Origin of the sequence: Pelomonas sp. KK5 (genome assembly GCF_001984095.1) — a bacterium.
Lineage (GTDB): Bacteria > Pseudomonadota > Gammaproteobacteria > Burkholderiales > Burkholderiaceae_C > KK5.
This window is the reverse complement of the sequence record NZ_LYVQ01000102.1, coordinates 1-23027: the sequence shown is the minus strand read 5'-3', so window position 1 is coordinate 23027 and position 23027 is coordinate 1. Positions and strand designations below refer to the sequence as shown.

The window sequence follows — 23027 nt, the reverse complement described above, 5'->3', positions numbered from 1 at the left end:
GCCCGCAGCAGCCGCGGCACCGCGTGTTGCCGCTCCAGCGCCGCCGCCTCGTCGCGCCAGCGCTGGCAGCGGGCCGGGCGCAGCAGGCGCCAGCGCTCGATGCGTCGATTCAAGGCCGCATGCTCGCGCGCCGCCTCGCCACTGAGGCACCACACCTCGACGCCGACGATCCGCTCGCCCGCCCGCACCAGCCGCCGCACGGCCGCCTGCGTGAGCGTGCGCGCGCCGCTGCGCTGCGTGGCCGTGCGCAAGGCCTCGAACAGCGCCGCACCCGACTGCCCCTTCGCCACCGCGCGATGCCCGCGCGGCGCAGGTGGCTCGGCGCCCCGGTAGCCGGCCACCAGTTCGTTGCCCGAGTGGTAGAGGAAGACGCCATCGGGCGGGTAGGAAGTCTTGTGCTCGGGCAGCGTCGCGCCGAAGCGCGCGCCCTGGCGCTCCAGCCATTCGAGGTTGGCCGCGCTGTCGGCGCAGAAGCGTTGCAGTGTGGCCGGGCTCACCGCGTCCTGCACCTCGTGGCGCAGGTAGTCGGCCATGGCCGCGGGGCTGTCCGCCACACCGGCCTCGCGCTGCTGGCGCGTGCCGCCGCCGGCATAGACGACGCCGCCCGAGAGCGCACTGGCGCCGCCGCCCTGGAAGCGGTCGACGACCAGCACCGAGACTCCGGCGGCCCGCGCCTCCAGCGCCGCGCAGGCGCCCGCCGCGCCCCAGCCGACGACGATCACGTCGGCCGCGTCGTCCCAGGCGAGCGCATCGGGCGAGGCGATCTGCAGCGGCGGGGAGATGGGCGTGATGCTCGTCTGGTCCATCGCTTCAGCCAATCACGGCGCGATTGCGCCACCCGGAGGCGATGAGACAGCCCCCGTTCGGGCTGAGCCTGTCGAAGCCTGGGCCTTGTCGAAGCAGTCCTTCGACAGGCTCAGGACGAATGGCTGGCGGACATGCCCGCATGCGCCTAGCGGTTTCATCTCAGTTGTCCTCGCTGCCGCGCACCACCCGCGACGCATGAAACACGCCCCCAGCCGTTCGCCCTGAGCTTGTCGAAGGGCCGTGCGCGACCAGGGCTTCGACAGGCTCAGCCCGAACGGGGCGGGGGGCTGCACTCGGGTTTGAGCGGCGTGTTTCACTTCAGGCAATGGAACGAGAACCGTTCGGGCTGAGCTTGTCGAAGCCTCTGCCTTGTCGAAGTGGCTCAGGACGAACGGCTGGCGGCAGTGCCGGCGTGTGCTTGAAGGATTCATCTCACGCATCCAGCAAGTCCGTGCGCTCCAGCGCGATCGGCCGATCGACCATGTGCGCCACCGCGCGGTAGGCGAAGGTCATCGCCGGCCCCAGCGTCGAGCCCGCGCCGGGATAGGACGGGCCCATCACCGAGGCCGCGTTGTTGCCCACGCAGTAGAGCCCCTCGATCGGCGCGCCGGCGGTGTCGAGCACCCGCGCGTCGCGGTCGGTCAGCAGGCCGCCCTTGGTGCCGATGTCGCCGGGGTAGAACTTCATCGCGTAGAACGGCGCCTTGGCGATCGGCGCGAGGTTGGGGTTGGGCTGCACGCTGTCGTCGCCGTAGTAGCGGTCGAAGACATTGCCGCCGCGGCCGAAGTCGGCATCGACGCCGCTGCGCGCGAACTCGCCCATGCGCGCCGCGCTGGCCACGAGGCCCGCAGGATCGACGCCGATGCGACGGGCCAGCTCGTCCAGCGTGTCGGCGCGCCAGTAGAGGCGGTTGAGCCATTCGGCGGGCAGCTTGCTGTCGGGCATCGCGATGGCGGGCAGCAGCGGGCCCATCGCGTACTTGCGGCGGAACTTGCCGTCGAAGACCACCCAGGCGGGGATCGCGCCGCCGGTCTTCGCGTGGTTGGCGAACATCGCCTGCTGGAACTCCGGATACGGGCCGGACTCGTTGACGAAGCGCTCGCCGCGCTGGTTCACCACCATGCAGCCGGGGAAGGAACGCTCGACGAAGACGCCGCGGAACTTCTCCTCGCCGGGCACGGCCAGGGTCGGCACGCCCCAGCTGTGGGCCATCAGGTGCAGGGCCCCGCCCACGTCTGCGCCCGCTCGGATCGCATCGCCGGTATTGGCGCCGACCGGCGTGGCCGTCCAGGCCGCGTCGGTCGGCTTGGGCAGGTGCTGCTCGCGCATGGCCGGGTTGCGCTCGAAGCCACCGGCCCCCAGCAGCACGGCCTTGGCCGCGCGCACGCTCACGTCGCGCCCCTTGCGCTGCACGACGATGCCCGTGACGCGGCCGGCACCGTCCGTTTGCAGCGAGCGCATCGGTGCGTCGAGCCAGAGCGTTATGTTGCGGCGCTGGCGCAGCGCGGCGAACAGGCCGGCGACCAGCGCCTGGCCGCCGGTCTGGCGGCGGTCGCGCCGGGTCTTGAAGCGCCAGGGTAGGTCCAGCCAGTAGCGCAGCAGCAGCTTGACGAAGAGCTTGTTGGCACCGGGCTCGCGCGCGGCCAGCACGCGCGCATCGAAGGCGCTGATCAGGAAACGGCCCAGCATCTTCTGGCCGGGGTTGGTGTCGCGCATCAGGGCCAGGTCGGCCAGGCCCAGGCGGGCGGCGTCGAAGTCCACCGGGTCCATCGTGCGGCCGCCGGGCAGCGAGTGGGCGAGATGCGGGTAGTAGTCGGCATAGCGCGGCATCGCGCGGAAGGGCACGCCGATCTCGCCGAGATACCGGGCCATGAGGCGCGCCGTCTCCACATAGGCCAGCACGCGGTCGTCGCTGGCCAGGCCGCGGGCGCAGGCCTTCAGGTAGGCGTAGGCGGTGTCGATGCTGTCCTTCAGGCCCAGGGCCGGCATCTGCTCGTTGGCGGGGATCCAGATGCCGCCGCCGGAGATGGCCGAGGTGCCGCCGACGAGGCCGGTCTTCTCGACCACCAGCACCGAGAGCCCCTCGTCAGCCGCGCGCACCGCCGCCAGCAGCGCGCCCGCGCCCGAGCCGACGACGACCAGGTCGTAGCTGTGTTCCATGATCAGACGAAGGGGTCGGTGTTCGGCAGGCCCAGCATCACGCCGCCATGGGCGCGGGCATAGGCGTCGGCGTTGTTGGCGTAGTGGCCGCGGGCGGTGTTGATGTCGCGGTAGATGCGCTCGACCGGATTGCTCTTGTAGACGCCCGAGCCGGCCTGGCAGCGCAGCAGCTCGTTGACATGCTGGCTGCACACCTTGGGCACCGCCGCAGACTGCGCGCGCTGCAGCAGCCGCTCCTCCACCGGCATCACGCGGCCGCCGTGCCTGGCGTTGTCCACGATGGTGGCGAAGTTGCGGTTGAGCACCAGGCGCAGCTGGTCGGTGGCCATCATGGCCTCGGCCACGGCGAGCTGGGCGTTGACGTCCTCGGCCGTCTTGTTGCCGTGCTTGCCGACGTGCGCGGCGGCGCGGCGGCGGAACTCATGGATGGCGCCGTCCAGCGCGCCGATGCAGGCCGAGGACACCGCCCGCTGGAAGACCTGGATGAAGGGGATGCGGTAGAGCCAGCTCGTGTGGTCCACGCGGCCGGGGCAGCCTTCGTCGCTGTAGTCGTTGGTGCGCTGGGTGCGGTGGTCGGGGATGAAGGCGTTCTCGACCACGATGTCATGGCTGCCGGTGGCGCGCAGGCCCAGCACGTCCCAGTTCTTCTCGATGCGGAAGTCGCCCTGGGGCAGCAGCATCGTCGCGTGCTCGATGCCGGGCTGGCCGTCGCGGCGCGGCAGCAGCGCGCCGAGGAAGATCCACTGGCAGTGCTCGGAGCCGCTCGAGAAGCTCCAGCGGCCCGACATGCGCCAGCCGCCGTCCACCCGCTCGCACTTGCCCACCGGCATGTAGGTGGAGGCGATCAGCGTGGACGTGTCGCGGCCCCAGACCTCATCCTGCGCGGCCTTGGGGAACAGCGCGAGCTGCCAGTTGTGCACGCCGATCACGCCGTACATCCAGGCGGTGGACATGCAGCCTTCGGCCAGCGTCATCTGCACCGCGTAGAACACGCGAGGGTCCAGTTCCAGCCCGCCCCACAGCTTCGGCTGCAGCACGCGGAACAGGCCGGCGGCCTTGAGGTCGTCGATGGTCTGCTGCGGTACGCGGCCGGCGGCTTCGGCGGCCGCCGCGCGCTCGGCGAGCACGGGGACGAGGGCGCGCGCCTTCGCGATCACGTCCAGCGCCTCGGGGGTCAGGTAGTCGGGATGGCCCATGGATGCTTGTCTCCTTTGTGTGGCCGCAGTGTCCCGGCGCGGCCCGCGCGGCTCATCGTCCGAGCGGACGATGTGAACGCATGGCCCGCTGACGACGATGCGCTGCACACAAGGAGACCAGCGACATGGAGCGTTCCCCCATTCCCGTCGGCCACTTCGCCGATATCGGCGATGGCCTGCACATCCACTATCACGAGGCCGGCCCGGCCGATGCCGACGAAGCGCTGATCCTGCTGCACGGCTCCGGCGCCGGCGCCAGCGGCTACAGCAACTTCAAGGGCAACTACCCGGCCTTCGCCGCGGCCGGGCATCGGGTCATCGTGCCGGACCTGCTCGGCTACGGGCTGTCCAGCAAACCCGAGGTGGCGCAGTTCGATCTCGACTTCTTCGTCAAGGGCGTGAAGGGCCTGGTCGATGCGCTGGGACTGAAGAAGGTCACGCTGCTCGGCAATTCCCTGGGAGGGGCGATCGCGCTGGGCTATGCGCTGGCCTCGCCCGACGAAGTGAAGGCCCTGGTACTGATGGCACCCGGTGGCATCGAGGAACTGCCAGCCTATTTCGCGATGCCGGGCATCGTCGCGATGTTCGATGTCTACAAGAAGGGGCTCACCGGCGCCGACGCGATCCGCGAGGTGATGCGCTTGCAGCTGTTCGACGCGAGCCTGCTCAGCGAGCAGACCATCGCCGAGCGCGCGCCGATCGCCGCCATCCAGACCCAGGCCGCGCGCTCGCCGATGAACATCCCGAACCTCACCGGACGCCTGCACGAGCTGCGCTGCCCGGTCTTCGGCTTCTGGGGCGTGAACGACCAGTTCACCCCGCCCGGCGGCGCGGCCAAGCTGCTGGCCCATTGCCCCGAGGCGCGCATCGTGATGCTCAACCGCTGTGGCCACTGGGTGCAGGTGGAGCACCGCGGGCTGTTCAACCGGCAGTGCCTGGATTTCCTCGCTAACGGCTGAACTCAGCTGACAGCTTTCTTCTCTCTCTACAACGACAACAGGAGACTTCAGTGACCCATCGTGTCCATCTGTGCCTCGGCCTCGCGGCCCTGGCCCTCGCCGGCCCGTCCCACGCGCTCAACATCGTGCTGAGCAATGACGACGGCTGCGCCGCGCCGGGCATCACGGCCGTGCGCACGGCCCTGCTCGCCGCCGGCCACCGCGTCATCACCGTCGGCCCGGCCAGCAACCAGAGCGGCTCGGGCGCCGCCTACGCCGTGCCCGACCGCAGCACCAAGCTGGTCATCCAGCCGCTGACCGGCGCCACCGATGTGTACTGCGTCTACCGCGTCAAGCCCGCCTTCGTGGCCGGCACCGCGCTCGACAGCACGAACGCCAACTACATCGGCTCCGGCTCGCCGGTGGACGCCACCGCGATGGGCCTGAAGGTCCTCGCCAAGGAAGCGGGCATGACGCCGGACCTGGTCGTCTCCGGCGCCAACTACGGCCAGAACCTGTCGGACTCGATCCCGCACTCCGGCACGGTGATGAACGCGCTCTACGCGGCGCGCCAGGGCGTGCCGGCCATCGCGATCAGCGTGGGCGTGAACTTCGCCGAGGCCGCCACCGGCTTCCCGAGCACAAGCGCCAGCTTCCCGAAGGCGGCCGATTTCCTGGTGCGCCTGCTCGCCAAGCTCGACACCCAACGCAAGGCCGGCGAGCCGCTGCTGACGGCCACCCAGCCGCTCAACCTCAACTACCCCGCCCTGCCCGGCACGCAGATGCCGCTGGGCGTGAAGTTGACCGCGCCCGGCGTGACCGACTCCTTCGGCACCGCCTACTCGCGCAACGCCGACGGCTCGGTGGCGATCAACGTCGGCCCGGTGCCGGCCGAGCCCGCGGAGCTGGCGAAGTTCGCGGAGACGCCGGCCTTCGTCGCCAACTACGTGACCATCTCGCCGATCACGGTGGACTTCCGGCCGACGCCCTTGCAGCGCGGGCTGTTCAACCGGGCACGCAAGGATCTGGCGGCGCTGGCGCCGTGAGGGGCATGACGATGAAGAAAAGGAAGACGACTCGACAGTTGTTCTCCATCGCCGCGCTGCTGTCGCTGGCAGGCTGCCTCGGCGGCGGCGCGGAGCCGGTGACGGGCACGGCGGCCGTGGGCGCGGCGCTGGACGGTGCCAGCGTCGAACTACGCGATGCACTGGGCGGGCGGCACGCCGCCACCAGCGATGCCCAGGGCCGCTTCACGCTGGACGAGGTGCCGGCCGGGCCCGTGATGGTGCGCTGCACCGCCAACGCGCAGCGCCTGCACGGCCTGCTGCTCAACGGGCGCATCGTCAACTGCACGCCGCTGACCGAGCTGGCCTTGTGGAAGTTGCTGGGGCGGGCGCCAGCCGGCGTGTTCGACGGCTTCAGCGAGGCCGATGCGAAGGGCCTGGACGCGGGCGCGGTGGCGGCGGCGGAAGCGGCCGTGCTCGCGGCGCTGCGCGATGGCGCCGGGGTGGACATCGATCCATCCGCGGTGCCTGTGCAATGGGCACAGACCCGGCTGGTGGCCGGCAGCGCGCAGGATGCGCACGACCTGGCCCTGGATGCCCTCGGCCTTCAGGTCAAGGGGCAGGCGGCGCTGGACCTGATGGGCGACGTCTCGCGGCGCGGGCTGTGCGCGGTGGACGAGAGCTGTTCCTGAACAGGGCCCGCCACCTCCGGCAGGCTCAGGCCCCGGCGGCCGGGCCGGGAATGACCGCGGTCGCCCACGGCGCGAGCATCTGCCAGCCGAGAGACTCGTAGAGCCCGCGGCCCTGGGGCGTGGCGACCAGCACGCCGCCGTGGCGCCCATGCCTGTGCGCCACGGCCTGCAGCGCGTGCATCACCGCGCGCCCGAGGCCGCGCCGCTGGTGCGCGGGCTCGGTCACGATGCGGTCGTAGATGGCCAGCCGTTCGTCCAGCGCGAGGTGGCCGGAGGCCGCCAGCGCGCCGTCCTGCGAGAGCACCCGCACATGGGCACGGCCGGTGGCCGCGCCATCGTCATCGAGCTCGATCACATAGCCCGCCGGGAGCGCGCCGGCACCGGGAAACGGCGTGTCGTCGCAGCGCATCATGAAGCCGTCCGGCTGCATCTCCCAGTGGCCGGGCAGCAGCGAGCGCAGTTCCCCGGCTTCCGCGCAGGCCTTCAGGAAGACCCAGGGCTCGGTGATCGTGGCGCCGAGATCGCGCAGGACGGGCGAGGAGGCATGCGCAAAGAGGTAGCGGGCGACGTGCAGCGGCTGCCCCACCTCGATCCGCAGGCCGTCGCCATGCGTGACCGGCGGGGCCACCTGTCGCGTGATCGCCCAGCCGCGGGACCAGGCCGCGAAGGTCTCGAGAGTGGATCTGGAAATGGGCATGCGCGACTATAGTCGCCGCCCTCGCAGACGCAGGGCAACAATGCCCAGCCCGAGGAAGGCAAGCGCCCCGCTCGCCGGCTCCGGCACGGGTTGCGCCGTCGAGATGATCGAATAGCCGCTCTGGCCGACCTCCGCGAGATTCGTGCTGACGCGGTTGGTCCAGTTGATCGACGCGTCGGCGACGTTGGCGGCCATCGCGAAGGCATAGGCGTTGAAGGACGCATGCGCGCCATACAGCCCGGTGAGCTGGAACTCGACCTTCACGCTCCCCGCATCGATGGCACTGCGGTCCGTCGTGTTGCCCAGGTTCAGGTCGATGAACATCAGGACCTGCTGGTTGGCCGGATCGGAGAGATCCTCGCCCGACCAGAACGGCAGCGTCCAGCCGTCGCCGGGGCCGGGCTTGGCGGCGTTCGGGCCATAGCGCAGATCGGCGCCGGTGAAGGTCTCGTCGACCGCGCCCGCCACGTAGCTCAGTGTCGACGGCAGGGTCGTGCCGGCGTCCCATTGGTAGCCGCTGGACTTGATGGACAGGCTGAAATCGCTGGACACCGGCCCGGTCATCGAGAAGGCCAGCACGATGTCGTCGTTGTAGCCGCGGCCGCCCGTCGTGGTGACCCAGAAGCTGCCCGAGGTCGACGAGGTGGAGATCGTCTGCGTCGTCACCTGGCCGGACACGTTGGCCGCGGCGCCGCTGTTGGCGATGTGCAACTGGTTCAGGCCGCCGCCCGGGGCGTTGATCCAGTAGGTGTCGGCCGCGCCGCCGCCGTAGCGTGCGCCGCCATCGTTGGCCACGTTGACGTAGATGTTGCGGTTGGCCGGCAACTGCTCGTAGGCCTGCGCCCAGGGGCTCGCCGCGCACAGGAGGCCCAGGCAGGCCAGGGGGATCGCTGATGGCTTCATCGGTGTCTCCGAACTTTCGTGAAGGGTTGACGCTTTTGCGAAATATACAGTGAGATACAACGAGCGTTGTATATTGACAAACACATCGAATACAGGACATCAATCCATCCGAAGGAGACTGCTGATGACGGCTCGGTTCCGGGCGCGCGGCGTGGGCGCCGCTTCCTTTTCCCCTGTTCTTCCTCTGCTTCTTGCGGCGCTGCTGGCCGTGCCGCCGGCCGACGCCTCGGCGGCGACCGTCGTGCTGGGCGCCGGCAAGGTCTCGACCCTCTTCCAGAACCAGCCCGGACACAGCATCGGCAAGGGCCCGGCCACCTTCATCGGCGGCGACGCCAGCGGCTCGCCGCGGCGTGGCCTGATCGACTTCAACCTGGCCGCCAGCATCCCCGCCGGCGCGACGATCACCGACGTGCAGCTGACGCTGTTCCTCGCCGGTGTCGCGGACGGCGACACGACGCCGCGCCAGATCGACCTGCACCGCATCACCGCCGACTGGGCACACGGCCCGACGGGCCTCGGCGTGACGCAGATCGACGGCACCGACCAGGGCTTCCCGGCCATCGCGCCCAGCCCGACCTGGTATGACCGTCGCTACCAGCAGGGCCAGCCCTGGGCCACGCCGGGCGGCGACTTTGCCGCCACCGTGAGCGCGGCCGGCGTGGTCGGCCAGGCGGTCGGCAGCGCCTACAGCTGGTCCTCCCCGCAGATGGTGGCCGACGCGCAGGCGATGCTGGACGCGCCATCGACCAACCAGGGCTGGGCGCTGCTGAACACCGACGAGTGGAGCGCCGGCAGCTACCGGATCTTCTACACGCAGGCCTGGGACGACACCGCGCTGCGCCCGCAGCTGCAGGTGAGCTATGTGCTCGCCGCCGTGCCGGAGCCGGCCGGCGCGGCGCTGCTGGCTGGCGGGTTGGTGGTCATCGTCATCGCGCTACGGCGCCGGATGCACATGGCGGAGGGTTCCTGATGATCAGCCGTGCCTTCTCCATCAAACGCGGCCTCGTCGCTGCTGCACTGGGCCTCCTGTCCTGCGCGAGCTCCCACGCCGCCGTCATCACCCTGACGCCGTCCAAGGACGCCACGATCTATGGCGCCAGCATGAACCAGGGGCTGCCGAACTCCTCCGGCCAGGACCTGTTCGACCACAGCAACGGCGCGGGGCCGGGCCTGTTCGCCGGCGGCAACGGCCAGTTCGCGCCGCACCGCGCGCTGATCGAGTTCGACATCGCCTCGGCCCTGCCCGCCGGTGCCCGCGTCACCTCCGTGGAGCTGACGATGTACATCGGCATCGTCGCGGGATCCGGCGGCGCGCCCGGCCTGGGCGACCAGACCCCGCGCACGATGGACCTGTTCCGCCTGACGCGCGACTGGGGCGAGGGCACGACCGGCGCCAACGCGACGACGGTGGGCGGCACGGGCCAGGGCTTCCCGGCCAACACCGGCGACGCCACCTGGCTGCAGTCCGCCTACCAGCAGGTCTCGTGGACCACGCCTGGCGGCGACCATGTTGCCGAAGCCAGCAGCACGCGGGCGGTGGGCAGCGTGTTCGGCTCGGCGCAGACCTGGAGCTCGACGGCGCTGATGATCTCCGACGTGCAGGGCTGGCTCGACAACCCCGCCTCCAACGACGGCTGGATCCTGATCAACCGGGACGAGACGCTGAAGCAGACCCATCGCGCGTTCTATTCGAGCGAATGGCCGGATGCCGCGATGCGGCCGCAGTTGCAGATCAGCTACGAGGCGACGCCGGTGCCGGAGCCGGGGGCGGCAGTGTTGCTCGTCGGGGGTCTCGTCGTCATGCTCGGTTGGCGGCGGTCGCAAGCGCCCGGTGGCGGAAACTGCTGTCGAGGGCAACGCCGCCCTCATTGCCGCCGAACGCATTGACAATCAAGGCGCTCCGCTTGTTTGAGATGCCTACCTTTGATCATGGACAAATTCTTGCTGCGACAGCAGGTGCTGGAACGGCTCGCCGACGACCTCCTGCAAGTCGAACAGGCTGCGCGCGTGGCGCATGAGACGGCGACTCACGAAGAGAACATCGCCGAGAACAAGTACGACACCCTGGGTCTTGAAGCCGCTTACCTGGCAACCGGCCAAGCCCGTCGCGCCGAAGCCATCCGCCAGGCGATTGTCATTTGGCGTCAGTTCCACCCGCGCTGCTACGACGCCAGCAAAGGGATACAGCTCGGAGCGCTGGTCTGCCTGGTCGACTCCGACGACAAGCAGCAACAGCTCTTTCTCGGCCCCGACGGAGGCAGCATGAAGTTGATGAGCGGCGCTCAGCTCGTTCAGGTCATCAGCAGCGAAGCTCCGCTGGGCAGGGCCATGCTGGGCAAATGCGAAGGCGATGAGTTGTCGATTCAGATCGCGTCAACCCGGCAGCAGTTCGAGGTGCTGCGGGTTCATTGAGCCGCAGGCCGTCGCTACGAAGACCGTACCCATGCAAGCATCGACACCGGCACCGCAGGTACCACTCGCCCTCCCGGATCCACAGCTGCCGCGGCTCTACACCTTTCGCCGCTGTCCCTACGCGATGCGCGCACGGATGGCGCTACTGCAAGGCGGGCGGGTCTTCGAGGCCGTGGAGGTCAGCTTGCGCGACAAGCCGGCACACTTGCTGACCTTGTCTCCCAAGGCGACGGTGCCGGTGCTGCAACTACCCGATGGCGGCGTGATCGACGAGAGTTGGGACATCATGCGCTGGGCACTGGCCGAACCCGATGCGCACGGCTGGTGGGCTCGTGCGCAGTCGCCTGAGAACCTGGACCTGGTACGGCGAAATGACGGCACCTTCAAGCATCACCTGGACCGCTGGAAGTACCCCCAGCGCTACGCGAGTGAGGCCATCGCGCCAGACGCACACCGCGACAGCGCGGTGGATGTGCTTCTGCGGCCGCTGGAGGCACGGCTGCGCCGGGCGCTCTTCCTGGGCGGCGCCAAGCCATGCGCCACCGACCTGGGCGTGTTGCCCTTCGTCCGCCAGTTCGCCGCCGTGGAGCCGGGATGGTTTGAAACGCTGGACTTGCCGTCGCTACGGTCATGGCTGAGCGGCTGGCTCGCCAACCCGCTGTTCGCGGCATGCATGCACAAGTTGCCCGCGGAAGGTGCGAATCGCTTTCCGTCGCTCTAGCCCTTGCTGGCTGTCGATCAAGTCTCGCCCTGGAGACGAGTGGCCGGTCTGCGCTGAAACGGACGCCGCCCTAGCGAGTATCGAGAGGCCGCCTTTGGAGTCCGCCGACATGGACCTCCGGGCCTGATCGTCAGCAGCCGGCCCGAAACAGCCGCACCGCCTACCGCCCTCCACGAACGAAAAACGGGCCCCAGGGCCCGTTCGGCAAATCAAGCGCTCAGCAGCCCTGCGCCTTCACGCCAGCCCCACATCCTCCGGCCCCCAATACGCCTTCATCGACGTGAACTTCCCCGCCGCGTCGAAGGTGAACACATCGATCACCTTGATGCGCGCGCGGCCGCCTTCGGCCGTCGGCGCCACGACCTCGAAGGCCATCGCCGCCGCGTTGCCATGCGAGCCGCGCGGCTCGGCCACCATGCGCACCTCGAGGCCCAGCGGCACCACGCGGCCATAGAACGCCTCGATGGCGGCCCTCCCCTGCAGCACCGGCCCGCCGACCGGATCCTCCAGCGTCGCGTCCTCGGCATAGAGATCGACCACGCCGGCCAGGTCCTTCGCATTCAAGGCATCGACATAAGCCTGCAGCGCTGCGCGCATCTGCTTGTCGGACTGATTCATCATCCTCGCACTCCCATCCCGCGCTCGCGCGCCATCGTGATCGCCGTGTCCTCGATCATGTCCTCCTGCCCGCCCACCATCCGGCGGCGGCCCAGCTCCAGCAGGATCTCGCGGGCGCTGATGCCGTACTTCTTCTCGGCCCGCTTGGCGAACAGCAGGAAGCTCGAGTAAACGCCCGCATAGCCCAGCGTCAGCGCATCGCGGTCGATGCGCACCAGGTTGTCCATCAGCGGCACGACGATGTCCTCGGCCACGTCGCTGATCCTGAAGACGTCAACGCCGGTCTCGATGCCCATGCGCTCGCAGACGGCGACGAACACTTCCATCGGCGTGTTGCCCGCGCCGGCACCCAGGCCCGCCGCGGCGGCGTCGATGCGGTTGGCGCCGGCCTCGATCGCGGCGATGCTGTTGGCCACGCCCAGGGCCAGGTTGTGGTGGCCGTGGAAGCCCAGCTCCGTCTCGGGCTTCAGCGCGGCGCGCACCGGCGCCAGCCGCGCCTTCACCTGCTCGGGCAGCATCGTGCCGGCCGAGTCGGTCAGGTAGATGCAGTTGGCGCCGTAGCTCTCCATCAGCTTCGCCTGCGCGACCAGGCCCTCGGGGCTGTTCATGTGGACCATCATCAGGAAGCCCACGGTGTCCAGGCCCAGCTGGCGGGCCAGCGCGATGTGCTGTTCGGACACATCGGCCTCGGTGCAGTGCGTGGCCACGCGGATGGTGCTGACGCCCAGGTCCAGCGCCATGCGCAGGTGGTCCACCGTGCCGATGCCGGGGATCAGCAGCGCCGAGACCTTGGCCCGCTTCATCAGCGGGACCACGGCGCCCAGGTACTCCTCGTCGCTGTGCGCCGGGAAGCCGTAGTTGACGCTGGAGCCGCCCAGGCCGTCCCCATGGGTGACCTCGATCAGCGGCACGCCGGCCTCGTCCAGGCCCTGCGCCACGGCCTGCATCTGCGCCAGCGTCATCTGGTGGCGCTTCGGGTGCATGCCGTCGCGCAGCGTCATGTCGTGGACGGTGATCTTCCGTCCGTGAAGGTGGGACTTGCTCATCCTTGCATCTCCTCGGCGAACATCTCGGCGGTGCGGGCGGCCGCGGCGGTCATGATGTCCAGGTTGCCCGCGTACTTCGGCAGGTAGTCGCCCAGGCCCTCCACTTCCATGAAGACCGAGACGCGGTGACCGTCGATCACCGGCCCGTTGACCAGCTTGTAGCCCGGCACGTAGCGCTGCACCTCCTCGACCATCGCGCGCGCCGAGGCCTCGATCTCGGCGGCCTTGGGCGGCTCCTCGGTCAGGCAGTGGATGGTGTCGCGCATGATCAGCGGCGGCTCGGCCGGGTTGATCACGATGATGGCCTTGCCCTTCTTCGCGCCGCCCACGCGCTCGATCGCGCCGGCCGTCGTGCGGGTGAACTCGTCGATGTTGCGGCGCGTGCCGGGGCCCACCGAGCGGCTGGACACGGTCGCCACGATCTCCCCGTAGCTCACCGCCTGCACCCGCGAGACCGCCGCCACCATCGGGATCGTGGCCTGGCCACCGCAGGTGACCATGTTGACGTTCATCGTCGTACCGCGCTGGCCGAGGTAGTCCTTCAGGTTCACCGGCGGCACGCAGTAGGGGCCGATGGCCGCCGGGGTCAGGTCGATCATCAGCACGCCCAGCTCATTGAGCTTGCGCGAGTTCTCGGCGTGCACATAGGCGCTGGTGGCGTCGAAGGCGATGCGGATGTCGTCGGCCTTCACATGGGGCAGCAGGCCGTCCACGCCCTCGTGGGTGGTCTTGATGCCCATCTCGCGGGCGCGCCGGAGGCCGTCGCTCGCGGCCTCGATGCCGACCATCCAGACCGGCTCCAGCCACTCGCTGCGCTGCAGCTTGATCAGCAGGTCGGTGCCGATGTTTCCGGGGCCGATGATGGCGCAGCGGATCTTCTTTCTCCGGGTCATTGCTTCTCCTATTCAGAAAAGGCGATGGACGCGCTGCCCATGCCTTCGATGTTCATGTGGAAACGGTCGCCGGCCGCGGCCGGCACGAGGGGCGCCAGCGATCCCGACAGGATCACCTCGCCCTTCAGGAAGGGAATGCCGAAGGCGCCCAGCGTGTTGGCCAGCCAGGCCACCGCCTCGGCCGGATGGCCCTGCACCGCCGCGCCCAGGCCGCTGCCGGCAGGCTCGCCGTTGCGGAACATGTCCATGCGCACGGCGGCCAGGTCCAGCGCGCGCGGATCCGTGCGCTGGCGGCCCAGCACGAAGACGCCGCAGGAAGCGTTGTCGGCCACCGTGTCCTGGATGCGGATCTGCCAGTCGCGGATGCGCGAGTCGACGATCTCGAAGCAGGGCAGCACGTAGTCCGTCGCGCCGAGCACGTCGTCCTTCGTGATGCCGGGGCCGCGCAGGTCCCGCTTCAGCACGAAGGCGATCTCGCCCTCGGCGCGCGGCTGGATCAGGCCGGCCGCGGCGAGGCTCACCGTGGCGCCGTCCTCGAGCTGCATGCGGTCGGTCAGGAAGCCGAAGTCGGGCTGGTGCACGCCGAGCATGTCCTGCACCGGCTTGGAGGTCACGCCGATCTTCTTGCCGATCAGGCGCTCGCCCTCGGCCTCGCGCAGCGCCAGCAGGCGGCGCGAGATCTGGTAGGCCTGCGCGATGGTGATGGCGGGCTCGCGCTCGGTCAGCGGGGCGAGCGTGCGGCGGCTGCGCAGCGCGTCGAAGAGCTCGCGGGCCAGGGGGTCGATACGGGCGTCGATCATGACGGTTCTCAGCGAAGCTCGTACTCGTCCAGCCTGGCCGTGGCCGTGGCCTCGGCGAAGGCGTCGTAGTTCCAGGGCCAGCTGGTGGGCACGCCGGTGGCGTCGAGATACCAGCTGCGGCAGCCGGAGCCGAAGACGGTCGTCTTCGCGGCGGCGATGCGGCGCTGGTCGTAATCCGCCATCGTGGCGCGGCTCACGCTGATCTCGCGGCAGGCGCCCTGCTCCAGCTGCGCCAGCAACTGGTCCACATAGCCCCACTGCCGCTCGGCGATGTCGATCAGCGAGAAGTTGCCGACCGGGCCGGTCGGGCCGTTGAGCATGAACAGGTTGGGAAAGTCGGGCATCGAGATGCCGAGGTAGGCGCTGGGCGTGCCGCCCCAGAAGGCATCGAGGTCGGCGCCGTCGCGGCCGCTCACCACGGCGGGACGGATGAAGCGGTCGGCCTTGAAGCCGGTAGCCAGGGCCAGCACGTCCAGCTCCACCAGCGAGCCGTCGCGCATGCGCACGCCGGCGGGCTCGATGCGCTCGATGCCGCCGACGACCACCTCCACGTCATCGCGCTGCACCTTCTGGTAGTAGTCGGGCGAGTAGATCAGGCGCTTGCAGGCGGCGCGGTAGTCGGGCCGCAGCTTCTCCTTCAACGCCGGGTCGGCGATGCTCTGCTCGAGGTTGCCGAGCACATAGGCCTCGATCTCGGCCATCGCGGGCGAAGTCGGGTCGGCCACCGCATCGGTGAAGCGGCGCACCAGGCCCATATAGGGCTCGCCGTAGCGGATCTCGTCGATCAGCTTCGGGTCGGCCCGGAAGGCCGCCTTCTGCGCCTCGGTGTAGGGCTCGTTGGGCATCGGCATGATCCACTGCGGCGTGCGCTGGATGTGGCTCACCCGCGCGGCGCGGCCAGCCAGTGCCGAAACGATCTGCACGCCCGTCGAGCCGTTGCCGATGATGCCGACGCGCTGGCCGTCGAGCTGCACCGAATGGTCCCAGCGGGCGGTGTGGAAGGCGTGGCCGGCGAAGCTGTCCAGGCCGGGGATCTGCGGCAGGTTGATGTGGTGCAGCACGCCGGTGGCGGCGATCAGCACGTCGACCGTGTCGCGCTGGCCGTCGGCGGTCTCGAGCTGCCAGCGGCCGTCGGTCCACTCGCAGCGCGTGATCTCGCTGTTGAAGCGGATCAGCGGGCGCACGCCATGGCGATCGACCACGCCCTCGAAGTACTGCTGGATCTCCGGCCCCGGGGCCAGGAAGCTGCTCCATTCGGCATGCGGCGCGAAGGAGTAGGTGTAGGCATGGGCCGGCACGTCGCAGTTGAGGCCCGGGTAGCTGTTCTCGCGCCAGGTGCCGCCGATGCGCGCGGCCTTCTCGTACACCACCACCTCATGCTTGCCAGCCTCCTTCAAGCGGATGGCGGCGAGGATGCCGGCCATGCCGGCGCCGATGACGGCGATGCGAAGCTTTCTTTCCTTCATCTTGAATGTCTCCTGAGTGCCGGGGCATTCTCAGAAGACGGCCTCGATGCGGCATCGTCCGAATGGGCTAGTTCGGTCGCGGCGCCTTCGGCATGCCCAGCGCCCGCTCGGCGATCAGGTTCAGCTGGATCTCGTTGGTACCGGCATAGATGGTGTCCGCGCGGGCGTACAGCGCCATCTGCTGCAGCCGGTTGCGGTCGCTGCCCTCGGGGCTGCGCACGTCGCCATCCACGCCAAGCACGTCCAGCGCGAGCTTGCCCAGCTCGCGGTGCCAGTTGGACCAGCAGTACTTGTAGATCATTGCCTCGCGGCGCAGCGCGCCGTCCTGCGGGCCGGAGAGCATGCGCAGCGCGTTGTAGCGCAGCACCCGCAGGCCCGCCCAGGCGCCGGCGATGCGGCCGCGCAGGTGCGGGTCGCGCGCGGCGCCGTTGGCCTTGGCGGTGGCGACGAGCAGCTCCAGCTCGTCGATGAAATGCATCTGCTGGCCCAGCGTGGACGCGCCGCGCTCGAAGCCCAGCAGCGCCATCGCCACCGCCCAGCCGCCGCCGGGCGCGCCGACGATGTCTTCGGCCCGCGCCCGCGCGCCGTCGAAGTACACCTCGTTGAACTCGGCCCCGCCGGTGATCTGCCGGATCGGCCGGATCTCGATGCCCGGCTGGTCCAGCGGCACCAGCAGGAAGCTCAGGCCCTTGTGGCCCTTCGAGCCCGGCTCGCTGCGTGCCAGCACGAAGATCCACTGCGATTCGACCGCCCAGGAGGTCCACACCTTCTGGCCGTGCAGCACCCAGTCGCCGCTGGCCTCGTCGCGCCGCGCGCGGGTCTGCACATTGGCAAGGTCCGAGCCCGCCGAGGGCTCCGAATAGCCCTGGCACCAGTACTCGGTGCCGGCGGCGATGCCAGGCAGGAAGCGCGCCTTCTGGGCCTCGGTGCCCAGCGCGATCAGCGTGGGACCCATCAGCCCTTCGCCGATATGGCCCATGCGGCCGGGGCCGCCGGCGCGGGCGTATTCCTCGTGGAAGATCAGCTGCTGCTCGATCGAGAGGCCGCGCCCGCCGTGCTCGCGCGGCCAGCCCACGCAGGTCCAGCCGCCGGCGGCCAGCTCGCGCTCCCAGTCCTTGCGCAGCGCGGGGTAGGCCTCGTCGTCGCCGGGGCCGCCGCGATGCCGCAGCACGGCGAAGCGGCCGGTGAGGTGATGGTCCATCCACTGCGCCACCTCGGCGCGGAAGGCTTCGTCGTCAGGGGTGAAATCGAGTCTCATGTGCTTGCTTCATTCCATCAGTTCGGCCGCGATGCGCTCGCGCCAGCTCTCGGGCGTGCCCAGCCAGCGGCTGCCGGCCTGGGCGCGCTTGAAGTAGAGCTGCGGGTCGTACTCCCAGGTGAAGCCCACGCCGCCGTGCAGCTGGATCGCCTCCTGGGCGCAGAAGAAGAAGGCCTCGCTGGCCAGGGCCTTCGCGGCGCCAATCTCCATCACCAGCTCGCGCGTAGGCGGCTTCGTATCGGCCACGGCCGCCGCGCCGTAGACGGCGGAGCGCGTGGTCTCCACCTTCACCATCATCTCCGCGCAGCGGTGCTTTACCGCCTGGAAGCCGGCGATCGGCTGGCCGAACTGACTGCGCTCGCTGCAGTAGGCCAGCGTCAGGTCCAGGCACTGCTGCGCGCCGCCGAGCTGCTCGGCGGCCAGCATCAGCGCGGCCAGCGCCTCGATGCGCTCGAAGTCGATCGCGCGGACCTCGCCGATGCGTTGGGCCGGCACGCCGGCCAGCTCGATGCGGGCGAGGCGGCGGGTCAGGTCCCAGGTCTCCAGCGGCGTGCGGGTCAGTCCGGGATGATCGTTAGCAAGCGCGAACAGGCCCGGACCGTCGTCGGTGCGCGCCACGACCAGCAGCAGCGCGGCATCGGCCCCGTCGGGCACATGCTCGCTGCCGCCGTCCAGCAGCCAGCTCTCACCTTCGCGCCGCGCCCAGATCGCGCAGCCGGCGAGGCTCACCTCGCGCGCGCCCAGGGCCAGCGTGGCGCTCAGCTCGCCGGCCGCGATCTGCGCCAGCCACCGCTCGCCGCCGCCGGCTTCCATCAAGGCCGTGGCCGCCAGCCCCACCGTCGATAGAAAGGGCACGCAAGGCAGGCGCCGGCCCATCTGCTCGGCCAGCAGCACCAGCTCCACCTGGCCCAGGCCCAGGCCGCCGCAGTCCTCGGGAATGGCCGTGGCGCACCAGCCCAGTTCGGCGGCGATGCGCTGCCATAACGCCCTATCCATGCGGCCTGCGGCGCGTCGCACCGCAGCGCTGTCGCAGGCTTCCGACAGGAAGGCCTCGGCCGCATTTCTGATCATCAGTTGGTCGTCGGTGAGTGCAAAATGCATGGTCAGGTGATTCGATCGGATGGCGCGGATTCTTTGATTCACGCCCATCTCCGTCATCGTCTGATGGGACTAGCGGCTGCTGGCCCCGACAAGAACACCCGAGACAAGACGCATGAACCCCACCCCCGCCGATCCTCTGCCGCTGGGCGAGTATTCGCGCCTGCTCGAGAGCGTCTACCAGGGGCCGCTGGAAACGCCGCCCTGGAAGAGCTTCGTCGAGGAGCTGCGCGGCCTGATGGAGGCCAGCTTCGTCACGCTGATCCTGCGGCCCGCCGCGGCCGATCGGCCCAGCGTGCTGGTGCTGGCCGGCCCGAGCAAGATCGAGAGCGTGGACCTCTACGACTCGCGCTTTTACCAGCTCGACCCGTTCCAGAACCTGCCGCGCGGCAGGATCGTCACCGCCGACGACCTGCTCGGCGAGCGCGTCTGGCTGGAGAGCGTGATCTATCTCGAATACCTGAAGCCGCTGGACATCCGCCACATCTTGGCCTGCGACATGGTGCCCTCCGAGCCCGGCGAGGACTGCCGGCTGCGCGTCACGCGTGGCCACGGCCAGCCGGCCTTCGACGAGCGCGACAAGGCGCTGATGGCCCTGCTGATGCCGCATGTGCGGCAGTCGGTCCACCTGTGCTCGCACATGGGCAACATCAAGCTCGAACGCAAGCTCTTCGCCGGCACGGTGGACAGCATGCAGGTCGGCACGGTCACGCTCGACGAGAAGGGCGTGATCCTCTCGATCAACTCGGAGGCCACCGCCATCCTCGACGAGAAGGACGGCATCGCCCTGGTCGGCGGCGCGCTGAAGGCCGACTACGGCAACGAGAACACCCAGCTGCAGAAGCTGATCCAGACCGCGCTGGCCGGCACGCGCGACGCCAGCGAGAAGACGGTGATGGCCGAGGCGATGTCGATCACCCGCCCCTCGGGCCGCGCCAAGCTCGGCGCGCTGGTGCGCATCATCCCCGCCGAGGAGCATGAAGACGCGTGGAGCCGGCCCAAGGTGGCGGTGTTCCTGCGCAATGCGGAGCAGAAGGCCTCGCCGTCCATCGACGTGATCCGCCGCCTCTTCGACCTGACCCACGCCGAGGCCTCGCTGGCCGTGCTGCTGACCAATGGCCTGACGCTGGACGAGGCCTCGGAGCAGCTGAACATCCGCCGCAACACGGCGCGTGCGCACCTGCGCTCGATCTTCTCGAAGATGGGCGTGACGCGCCAGACGGAGCTGGTCCGCCTGGTGCTGAACAGCGTCGGTCAGCTCGGCTGAGTGGCCGCTGCCTTCACGGGCAGCGCGGCCGGTCGGACCGCATTGAACCAGGCGCCCAGCGCCGGCAGCAGCAGGATCGCGCCGAACACGTTGACGAGGAACATGAAGGCCAGCAGCAGGCCCATGTCGGCCTGGAACTTCAGTGCCGAGAAGGCCCAGGTGGCCACGCCGATGGACATGGTCAGCGCCGTGAACACCGCCGCCGTGCCGCGCTCGCACATCGCGCGGTAGAAGGCCTCGCGGAAGTCTTCCCCATCGGCCATGTGGTGCTGGATGCGCTCGAACAAATAGATGCCGTAGTCCACGCCCACGCCCACGCCCAGCGCCACCACCGGCAGCGTCGCCACCTTGAGGCCGATGCCCAGGCTGGCCATCAACGCATTGCACAGGATGGAGACGATGGCCAGCGGCACGATGATGCACAGCACCGCGGTCCACGAACGGAAGGTGAGCAGGCACAGGAGCGCGATGGCGCCGAAGATCGAGACCAGCATGGTCACTTCCGCATGCTCCACCGCCTCGTTCGTCGCGGCCATCACGCCGACATTGCCGGCGGCCAGGCGGAAGCTCACGCCCTGCACCGGGTTGGCGGCGATCCAGCCGTCGATCTCGCGCACCAGGTGGGCGATGGTGGCGCCCTCGTGGTCCTGGGTGTAGACCAGCACCTGGATGGCCTTGCAGCCGTCGGTGTTCAGGCCCGCGTCGGGATTGAAGCCGGAGGCCCCCTGCGCCAGCGCCTGTGCATTGCGCGGCAGCGCGGCCCAGCGCGGGCTGCCCTCGTTGTTGGCGGCGATGGCCACCCGCGCGGCCGTGGTCACGCTGCTGACCGAATGGACGCCGGCCACGCCGCGCATGAACAGCTCGAAGCGCTCGATCGCGTTCATCACCGGGTAGTGCAGGCAGGCGTCGCCGTCGAAGCCGCGGGTCTCGACGATGACGCTCAGCACGTCCACGCCGACGCCGTAGCGGGCGACGATCTGTGCGTTGTCGCGGTTGTAGCGGGAGTCGGCGCGCAGCTCGGGCGCACCGTTGCCGACGTCGCCGGTCTTCAGCTGGCGCGAACCCAGCGCGCCGATGGCCAGCAGCGCCAGCGAGACGGCAAAGACGAACAGCGCCACGCGGCGCTCGGCGCAGGCCGAGACGGCCCACCACAGCGGGTGGCGGGCGCGGGCTTCGCGCGGCGCCGCCTCCGTGCCGCCGAGCTTCAGGTGCGAGAGCACGATCGGCAGCATCAGCTTGTTCGTCACGATCATCAGCAGCACGCCCAGGCAGGCGGTGATGCCGAGCTCGTGCACGATCGGGATGTCGATGTGCATGATGACGGCGAAGCCCAGCGCGTTCGTCAGCAGCGCCAGCGCGCCGGGCACGAAGAGCTTGCGGAAGGCCGCATGCGAGGCGGCCTCGGCGCTGCGGCCGGCCTGCACCTCCTGCTTCCAGGCATTGCTCATCTGCACCGCATGCGAGACGCCGATCGAGAAGATCAGGAAGGGCACGAGGATGGACATCGGATCGATGCCCAGGCCCAGCAGCGGCAGCAGGCCCAGCAGCCACACCACCGGCAGCAGCGCCACCGCCAGCGCCACCGCGGTGAGCTTCAGCGAGCGCGAGTAGCCGTAGAGCAGCGCCGCGGTGATCGCGAAGGCGATGGCGAAGAAAGCGATGACATTGCCCAGGCCCTCGATCACGTCGCCGACGACCTTGGCGAAGCCGACGATGTGGACCTCGACCTGGTCGCTGCCGAGCCGCATGCGCACCTCCTCCAGCCTGGCCGAGAGCTGCCGGTAGTCCAGCGGCCTGCCGGTCTGCGGGTCCACGTCCAGCAGGTCGGCGCGGACCAGGGCGCCCTTCAGGTCGCTGGCCACCAGGCCGCCGATCTGGCCCGAGCGTTGCACGTTCGCCCGCACGGTGGCCAGCGCCTCGGCCGAGCCGTCGAAGCGCGCGGGCACCACCACATCGCCGACGAAGCCCTGCTCGGTCACCTCGATGTAGCGCACGTTGGGCGTGAACAGCGACTGCACGCCGGAGCGCGACACGCCGGGGATGAAGAAGACCTCGTCGGTGGCCTTGCGCAGCGTGTCGAGGAAGGCCTTGTTGTACATATCGCCCGGGCCCTTCCAGCGCAGCTCCACCAGCACGCGGTTGGCGCCGGTGAAGGTGCTGGCGTACTCGATGAAGGTCTTCATGTACGGGTGGGTCACCGGGATCATCTTGGTGAAGCCCGGGTCCAGCGTCAGCCGCGTGGCGGAGGCGCCGAACAGCAGCGTCAGCCCGATGAAGACGGCCAGCAGCGGGCGGCGCCAGTGGATCAGCAGGTCGGCGCAGCGCTCGACGAAGCGGGGGGAACTCTTGGAGGCACTCATGTCCAGGTCTCAGTTCTTGGCGGCGAGCGGCTCCGCGCGCACGCCCGATTCGCCGCCCACCACCAGGCCGCCGCCGGCCGTGGCCACGGCGCCGGCCAGGCTCTGCACGCCGCCGGCCCGGGCGACCGAGAAGCTGGCGCCGCGGTCGCTCGACACGAGGATGGCCCCGCCCTGCCCCACCAGCACCACGCGGCCGTCGGCCAGCTGCGTGCCGCCGAACAGCGAGACCGGCAGCCCCACCTTGGCCGCTTCCCAGCTCTGGCCGAAGTCGCGCGTGCGGAACACATGGCCGCGCATGCCGTAGGCCAGCCACTCGTCGGCGCCCAGCGCCATCACGCCGAAGAAGGAGCCCTCGTAGATGCTCGGCAGGCGGGCCCAGCCGCGGCCGCCGTCCTCGCTGCGCAGCAGGGTGCCGGCCTCGCCGACGACGAGCGCGCGCCCGCCGGGCGCGACGGCCACGGCGTTGAGGTGGTGTTCGTCGGCGAGCTTCGTCATGTCCTGCGGGGTCCAGGTCCTGCCCTGGTCCTCCGAGCGCAGCAACTGGCCGAAGGCGCCCACGGCCAGCATCGGCTCGCCGCCCGCGCCGCCGGCCACGCCCAGCAGCGGATCGCGGCCGGCAGCGAAGCCGGCCTCCTGCCAGTGCGCGCCGCCGTCCTCGCTGCGCAGGATCCAGCCGTCATGGCCGACGGCC

Annotated in this window: 22 protein-coding genes; 8 read left to right on the top strand and 14 right to left on the bottom strand. The window is 69.9% G+C overall.

The genetic code is table 11. From position 1 onward, the window contains the following. The 3 genes from B0W88_RS16945 to B0W88_RS16935 all read right to left on the bottom strand — a co-directional run. A partial coding sequence (locus B0W88_RS16945) for an FAD-dependent oxidoreductase (protein ID WP_144006807.1) occupies positions 1-806 on the bottom strand: 806 nt, incomplete at its 3' end. A gap of 433 nt (positions 807-1239) precedes the next feature. Next, positions 1240-2967 carry an FAD-binding protein gene (locus B0W88_RS16940; protein WP_233151739.1) on the bottom strand — a complete coding sequence of 576 codons (1728 nt, stop codon included), beginning with the start codon at positions 2965-2967 and terminating at the stop codon, positions 1240-1242. 2 nt (positions 2968-2969) lie between these two features. After that, positions 2970-4163, bottom strand: a complete 1194-nt coding sequence (locus B0W88_RS16935; protein ID WP_077035821.1) for an acyl-CoA dehydrogenase family protein — start codon at positions 4161-4163, stop codon at positions 2970-2972. Positions 4164-4288: 125 nt separating this feature from the next. On the opposite strand from B0W88_RS16935, the gene B0W88_RS16930 reads away from it, so the two are divergent. The 3 genes from B0W88_RS16930 to B0W88_RS16920 are packed head-to-tail and all read left to right on the top strand — an operon-like array spanning position 4289 to position 6797. Next, on the top strand, positions 4289-5122 hold the full coding sequence (locus tag B0W88_RS16930; protein WP_077035820.1) for an alpha/beta fold hydrolase: 834 nt from the start codon (positions 4289-4291) through the stop codon (positions 5120-5122). Positions 5123-5172: 50 nt separating this feature from the next. Continuing rightward, positions 5173-6147 carry a 5'/3'-nucleotidase SurE gene (surE, locus tag B0W88_RS16925; RefSeq protein WP_077035819.1) on the top strand — a complete coding sequence of 325 codons (975 nt, stop codon included), beginning with the start codon at positions 5173-5175 and terminating at the stop codon, positions 6145-6147. A gap of 11 nt (positions 6148-6158) precedes the next feature. Beyond that, positions 6159-6797 carry a carboxypeptidase-like regulatory domain-containing protein gene (locus B0W88_RS16920; protein ID WP_077035824.1) on the top strand — a complete coding sequence of 213 codons (639 nt, stop codon included), beginning with the start codon at positions 6159-6161 and terminating at the stop codon, positions 6795-6797. 25 nt (positions 6798-6822) lie between these two features. Here the strand turns inward: B0W88_RS16920 and B0W88_RS16915 are convergent, their stop codons facing one another. Next, positions 6823-7494, bottom strand: coding sequence for a GNAT family N-acetyltransferase (locus B0W88_RS16915; RefSeq protein WP_077035818.1), 672 nt, complete (start codon positions 7492-7494; stop codon positions 6823-6825). A gap of 6 nt (positions 7495-7500) precedes the next feature. Beyond that, the gene (locus tag B0W88_RS16910; RefSeq protein WP_077035817.1) at positions 7501-8397 is read right to left on the bottom strand and encodes a PEP-CTERM sorting domain-containing protein; all 897 of its coding nucleotides are present in this window, start codon (positions 8395-8397) and stop codon (positions 7501-7503) included. Between the two features lie 124 nt (positions 8398-8521). Here B0W88_RS16910 and B0W88_RS16905 point away from each other — a divergent pair, with 124 nt between their 5' ends. Genes B0W88_RS16905 through B0W88_RS16890 form a run of 4 tightly spaced genes read left to right on the top strand, consistent with a single transcriptional unit; the run spans position 8522 to position 11530 of the window. After that, positions 8522-9367 carry a DNRLRE domain-containing protein gene (locus B0W88_RS16905; protein ID WP_144006806.1) on the top strand — a complete coding sequence of 282 codons (846 nt, stop codon included), beginning with the start codon at positions 8522-8524 and terminating at the stop codon, positions 9365-9367. Then, a complete protein-coding gene (locus B0W88_RS16900) occupies positions 9367-10284 on the top strand; it encodes a DNRLRE domain-containing protein (RefSeq protein ID WP_077035815.1) in 918 nt (305 codons plus the stop codon). Before B0W88_RS16905 ends, B0W88_RS16900 begins: the two co-directional genes overlap by 1 nt. A 42-nt stretch (positions 10285-10326) precedes the next feature. Further along, positions 10327-10809, top strand: a complete 483-nt coding sequence (locus B0W88_RS16895) for a GreA/GreB family elongation factor (RefSeq protein WP_077035823.1) — start codon at positions 10327-10329, stop codon at positions 10807-10809. 31 nt (positions 10810-10840) lie between these two features. Then, positions 10841-11530 carry a glutathione S-transferase gene (locus B0W88_RS16890; RefSeq protein ID WP_077035814.1) on the top strand — a complete coding sequence of 230 codons (690 nt, stop codon included), beginning with the start codon at positions 10841-10843 and terminating at the stop codon, positions 11528-11530. Between the two features lie 234 nt (positions 11531-11764). Here B0W88_RS16890 and B0W88_RS16885 read toward each other — a convergent pair whose 3' ends face one another. The 7 genes from B0W88_RS16885 to B0W88_RS16855 form a co-directional block, all read right to left on the bottom strand. Continuing rightward, positions 11765-12151, bottom strand: a complete 387-nt coding sequence (locus B0W88_RS16885) for a nuclear transport factor 2 family protein (protein ID WP_077035813.1) — start codon at positions 12149-12151, stop codon at positions 11765-11767. Continuing rightward, positions 12148-13194: a 4-hydroxy-2-oxovalerate aldolase gene (gene dmpG, locus B0W88_RS16880; RefSeq protein WP_077035812.1), complete on the bottom strand. Its 1047-nt coding sequence runs from the start codon at positions 13192-13194 to the stop codon at positions 12148-12150. The genes B0W88_RS16885 and dmpG overlap by 4 nt, the downstream gene beginning before the upstream one ends. Further along, the gene (locus tag B0W88_RS16875; RefSeq protein ID WP_077035811.1) at positions 13191-14087 is read right to left on the bottom strand and encodes an acetaldehyde dehydrogenase (acetylating); all 897 of its coding nucleotides are present in this window, start codon (positions 14085-14087) and stop codon (positions 13191-13193) included. The genes dmpG and B0W88_RS16875 overlap by 4 nt, the downstream gene beginning before the upstream one ends. Before the next feature lie 8 nt (positions 14088-14095). Beyond that, positions 14096-14887: a fumarylacetoacetate hydrolase family protein gene (locus B0W88_RS16870; protein WP_083748840.1), complete on the bottom strand. Its 792-nt coding sequence runs from the start codon at positions 14885-14887 to the stop codon at positions 14096-14098. A gap of 8 nt (positions 14888-14895) precedes the next feature. Next, positions 14896-16353: an NAD(P)/FAD-dependent oxidoreductase gene (locus tag B0W88_RS16865; protein ID WP_077035810.1), complete on the bottom strand. Its 1458-nt coding sequence runs from the start codon at positions 16351-16353 to the stop codon at positions 14896-14898. A gap of 67 nt (positions 16354-16420) precedes the next feature. Then, entirely contained in the window at positions 16421-17611 is a 1191-nt protein-coding gene (locus B0W88_RS16860) for an acyl-CoA dehydrogenase family protein (protein ID WP_077035809.1), read from the bottom strand. A 9-nt stretch (positions 17612-17620) separates the two neighbouring features. Next, positions 17621-18712 (bottom strand): acyl-CoA dehydrogenase family protein, encoded by a 1092-nt coding sequence (locus B0W88_RS16855; RefSeq protein ID WP_077035808.1) that lies wholly within the window; start codon positions 18710-18712, stop codon positions 17621-17623. A gap of 112 nt (positions 18713-18824) precedes the next feature. Here B0W88_RS16855 and B0W88_RS16850 point away from each other — a divergent pair, with 112 nt between their 5' ends. Then, positions 18825-19976: a helix-turn-helix transcriptional regulator gene (locus tag B0W88_RS16850; RefSeq protein WP_077035807.1), complete on the top strand. Its 1152-nt coding sequence runs from the start codon at positions 18825-18827 to the stop codon at positions 19974-19976. On the opposite strand, the gene B0W88_RS16845 is transcribed toward B0W88_RS16850, so the two are convergent. Both B0W88_RS16845 and B0W88_RS16840 read right to left on the bottom strand, forming a co-directional pair. After that, on the bottom strand, positions 19964-22336 hold the full coding sequence (locus B0W88_RS16845; RefSeq protein ID WP_077035806.1) for an RND family transporter: 2373 nt from the start codon (positions 22334-22336) through the stop codon (positions 19964-19966). The genes B0W88_RS16850 and B0W88_RS16845 overlap by 13 nt on opposite strands. A 9-nt stretch (positions 22337-22345) precedes the next feature. Continuing rightward, the coding region (locus B0W88_RS16840; RefSeq protein WP_077035805.1) for a YCF48-related protein at positions 22346-23027 on the bottom strand (682 nt) is incomplete at its 5' end.

Excerpts from the sequence above, each read along its gene's own strand:
- B0W88_RS16845 (WP_077035806.1), bottom strand. The coding sequence starts at position 22,336 with ATGAGTGCCTCCAAGAGTTCCCCCCGCTTCGTCGAGCGCTGCGCCGAC.
- B0W88_RS16900 (WP_077035815.1), top strand. The coding sequence starts at position 9,367 with ATGATCAGCCGTGCCTTCTCCATCAAACGCGGCCTCGTCGCTGCTGCA.
- B0W88_RS16860 (WP_077035809.1), bottom strand. The coding sequence starts at position 17,611 with ATGAGACTCGATTTCACCCCTGACGACGAAGCCTTCCGCGCCGAGGTG.
- B0W88_RS16870 (WP_083748840.1), bottom strand. The coding sequence starts at position 14,887 with ATGATCGACGCCCGTATCGACCCCCTGGCCCGCGAGCTCTTCGACGCG.
- B0W88_RS16890 (WP_077035814.1), top strand. The coding sequence starts at position 10,841 with ATGCAAGCATCGACACCGGCACCGCAGGTACCACTCGCCCTCCCGGAT.
- B0W88_RS16905 (WP_144006806.1), top strand. The coding sequence starts at position 8,522 with ATGACGGCTCGGTTCCGGGCGCGCGGCGTGGGCGCCGCTTCCTTTTCC.
- B0W88_RS16895 (WP_077035823.1), top strand. The coding sequence starts at position 10,327 with ATGGACAAATTCTTGCTGCGACAGCAGGTGCTGGAACGGCTCGCCGAC.
- B0W88_RS16935 (WP_077035821.1), bottom strand. The coding sequence starts at position 4,163 with ATGGGCCATCCCGACTACCTGACCCCCGAGGCGCTGGACGTGATCGCG.
- dmpG (WP_077035812.1), bottom strand. The coding sequence starts at position 13,194 with ATGAGCAAGTCCCACCTTCACGGACGGAAGATCACCGTCCACGACATG.
- B0W88_RS16930 (WP_077035820.1), top strand. The coding sequence starts at position 4,289 with ATGGAGCGTTCCCCCATTCCCGTCGGCCACTTCGCCGATATCGGCGAT.
- B0W88_RS16920 (WP_077035824.1), top strand. The coding sequence starts at position 6,159 with ATGAAGAAAAGGAAGACGACTCGACAGTTGTTCTCCATCGCCGCGCTG.
- B0W88_RS16875 (WP_077035811.1), bottom strand. The coding sequence starts at position 14,087 with ATGACCCGGAGAAAGAAGATCCGCTGCGCCATCATCGGCCCCGGAAAC.
- B0W88_RS16940 (WP_233151739.1), bottom strand. The coding sequence starts at position 2,967 with ATGGAACACAGCTACGACCTGGTCGTCGTCGGCTCGGGCGCGGGCGCG.
- B0W88_RS16910 (WP_077035817.1), bottom strand. The coding sequence starts at position 8,397 with ATGAAGCCATCAGCGATCCCCCTGGCCTGCCTGGGCCTCCTGTGCGCG.
- B0W88_RS16850 (WP_077035807.1), top strand. The coding sequence starts at position 18,825 with ATGAACCCCACCCCCGCCGATCCTCTGCCGCTGGGCGAGTATTCGCGC.
- B0W88_RS16885 (WP_077035813.1), bottom strand. The coding sequence starts at position 12,151 with ATGATGAATCAGTCCGACAAGCAGATGCGCGCAGCGCTGCAGGCTTAT.
- B0W88_RS16915 (WP_077035818.1), bottom strand. The coding sequence starts at position 7,494 with ATGCCCATTTCCAGATCCACTCTCGAGACCTTCGCGGCCTGGTCCCGC.
- B0W88_RS16865 (WP_077035810.1), bottom strand. The coding sequence starts at position 16,353 with ATGAAGGAAAGAAAGCTTCGCATCGCCGTCATCGGCGCCGGCATGGCC.
- B0W88_RS16855 (WP_077035808.1), bottom strand. The coding sequence starts at position 18,712 with ATGCATTTTGCACTCACCGACGACCAACTGATGATCAGAAATGCGGCC.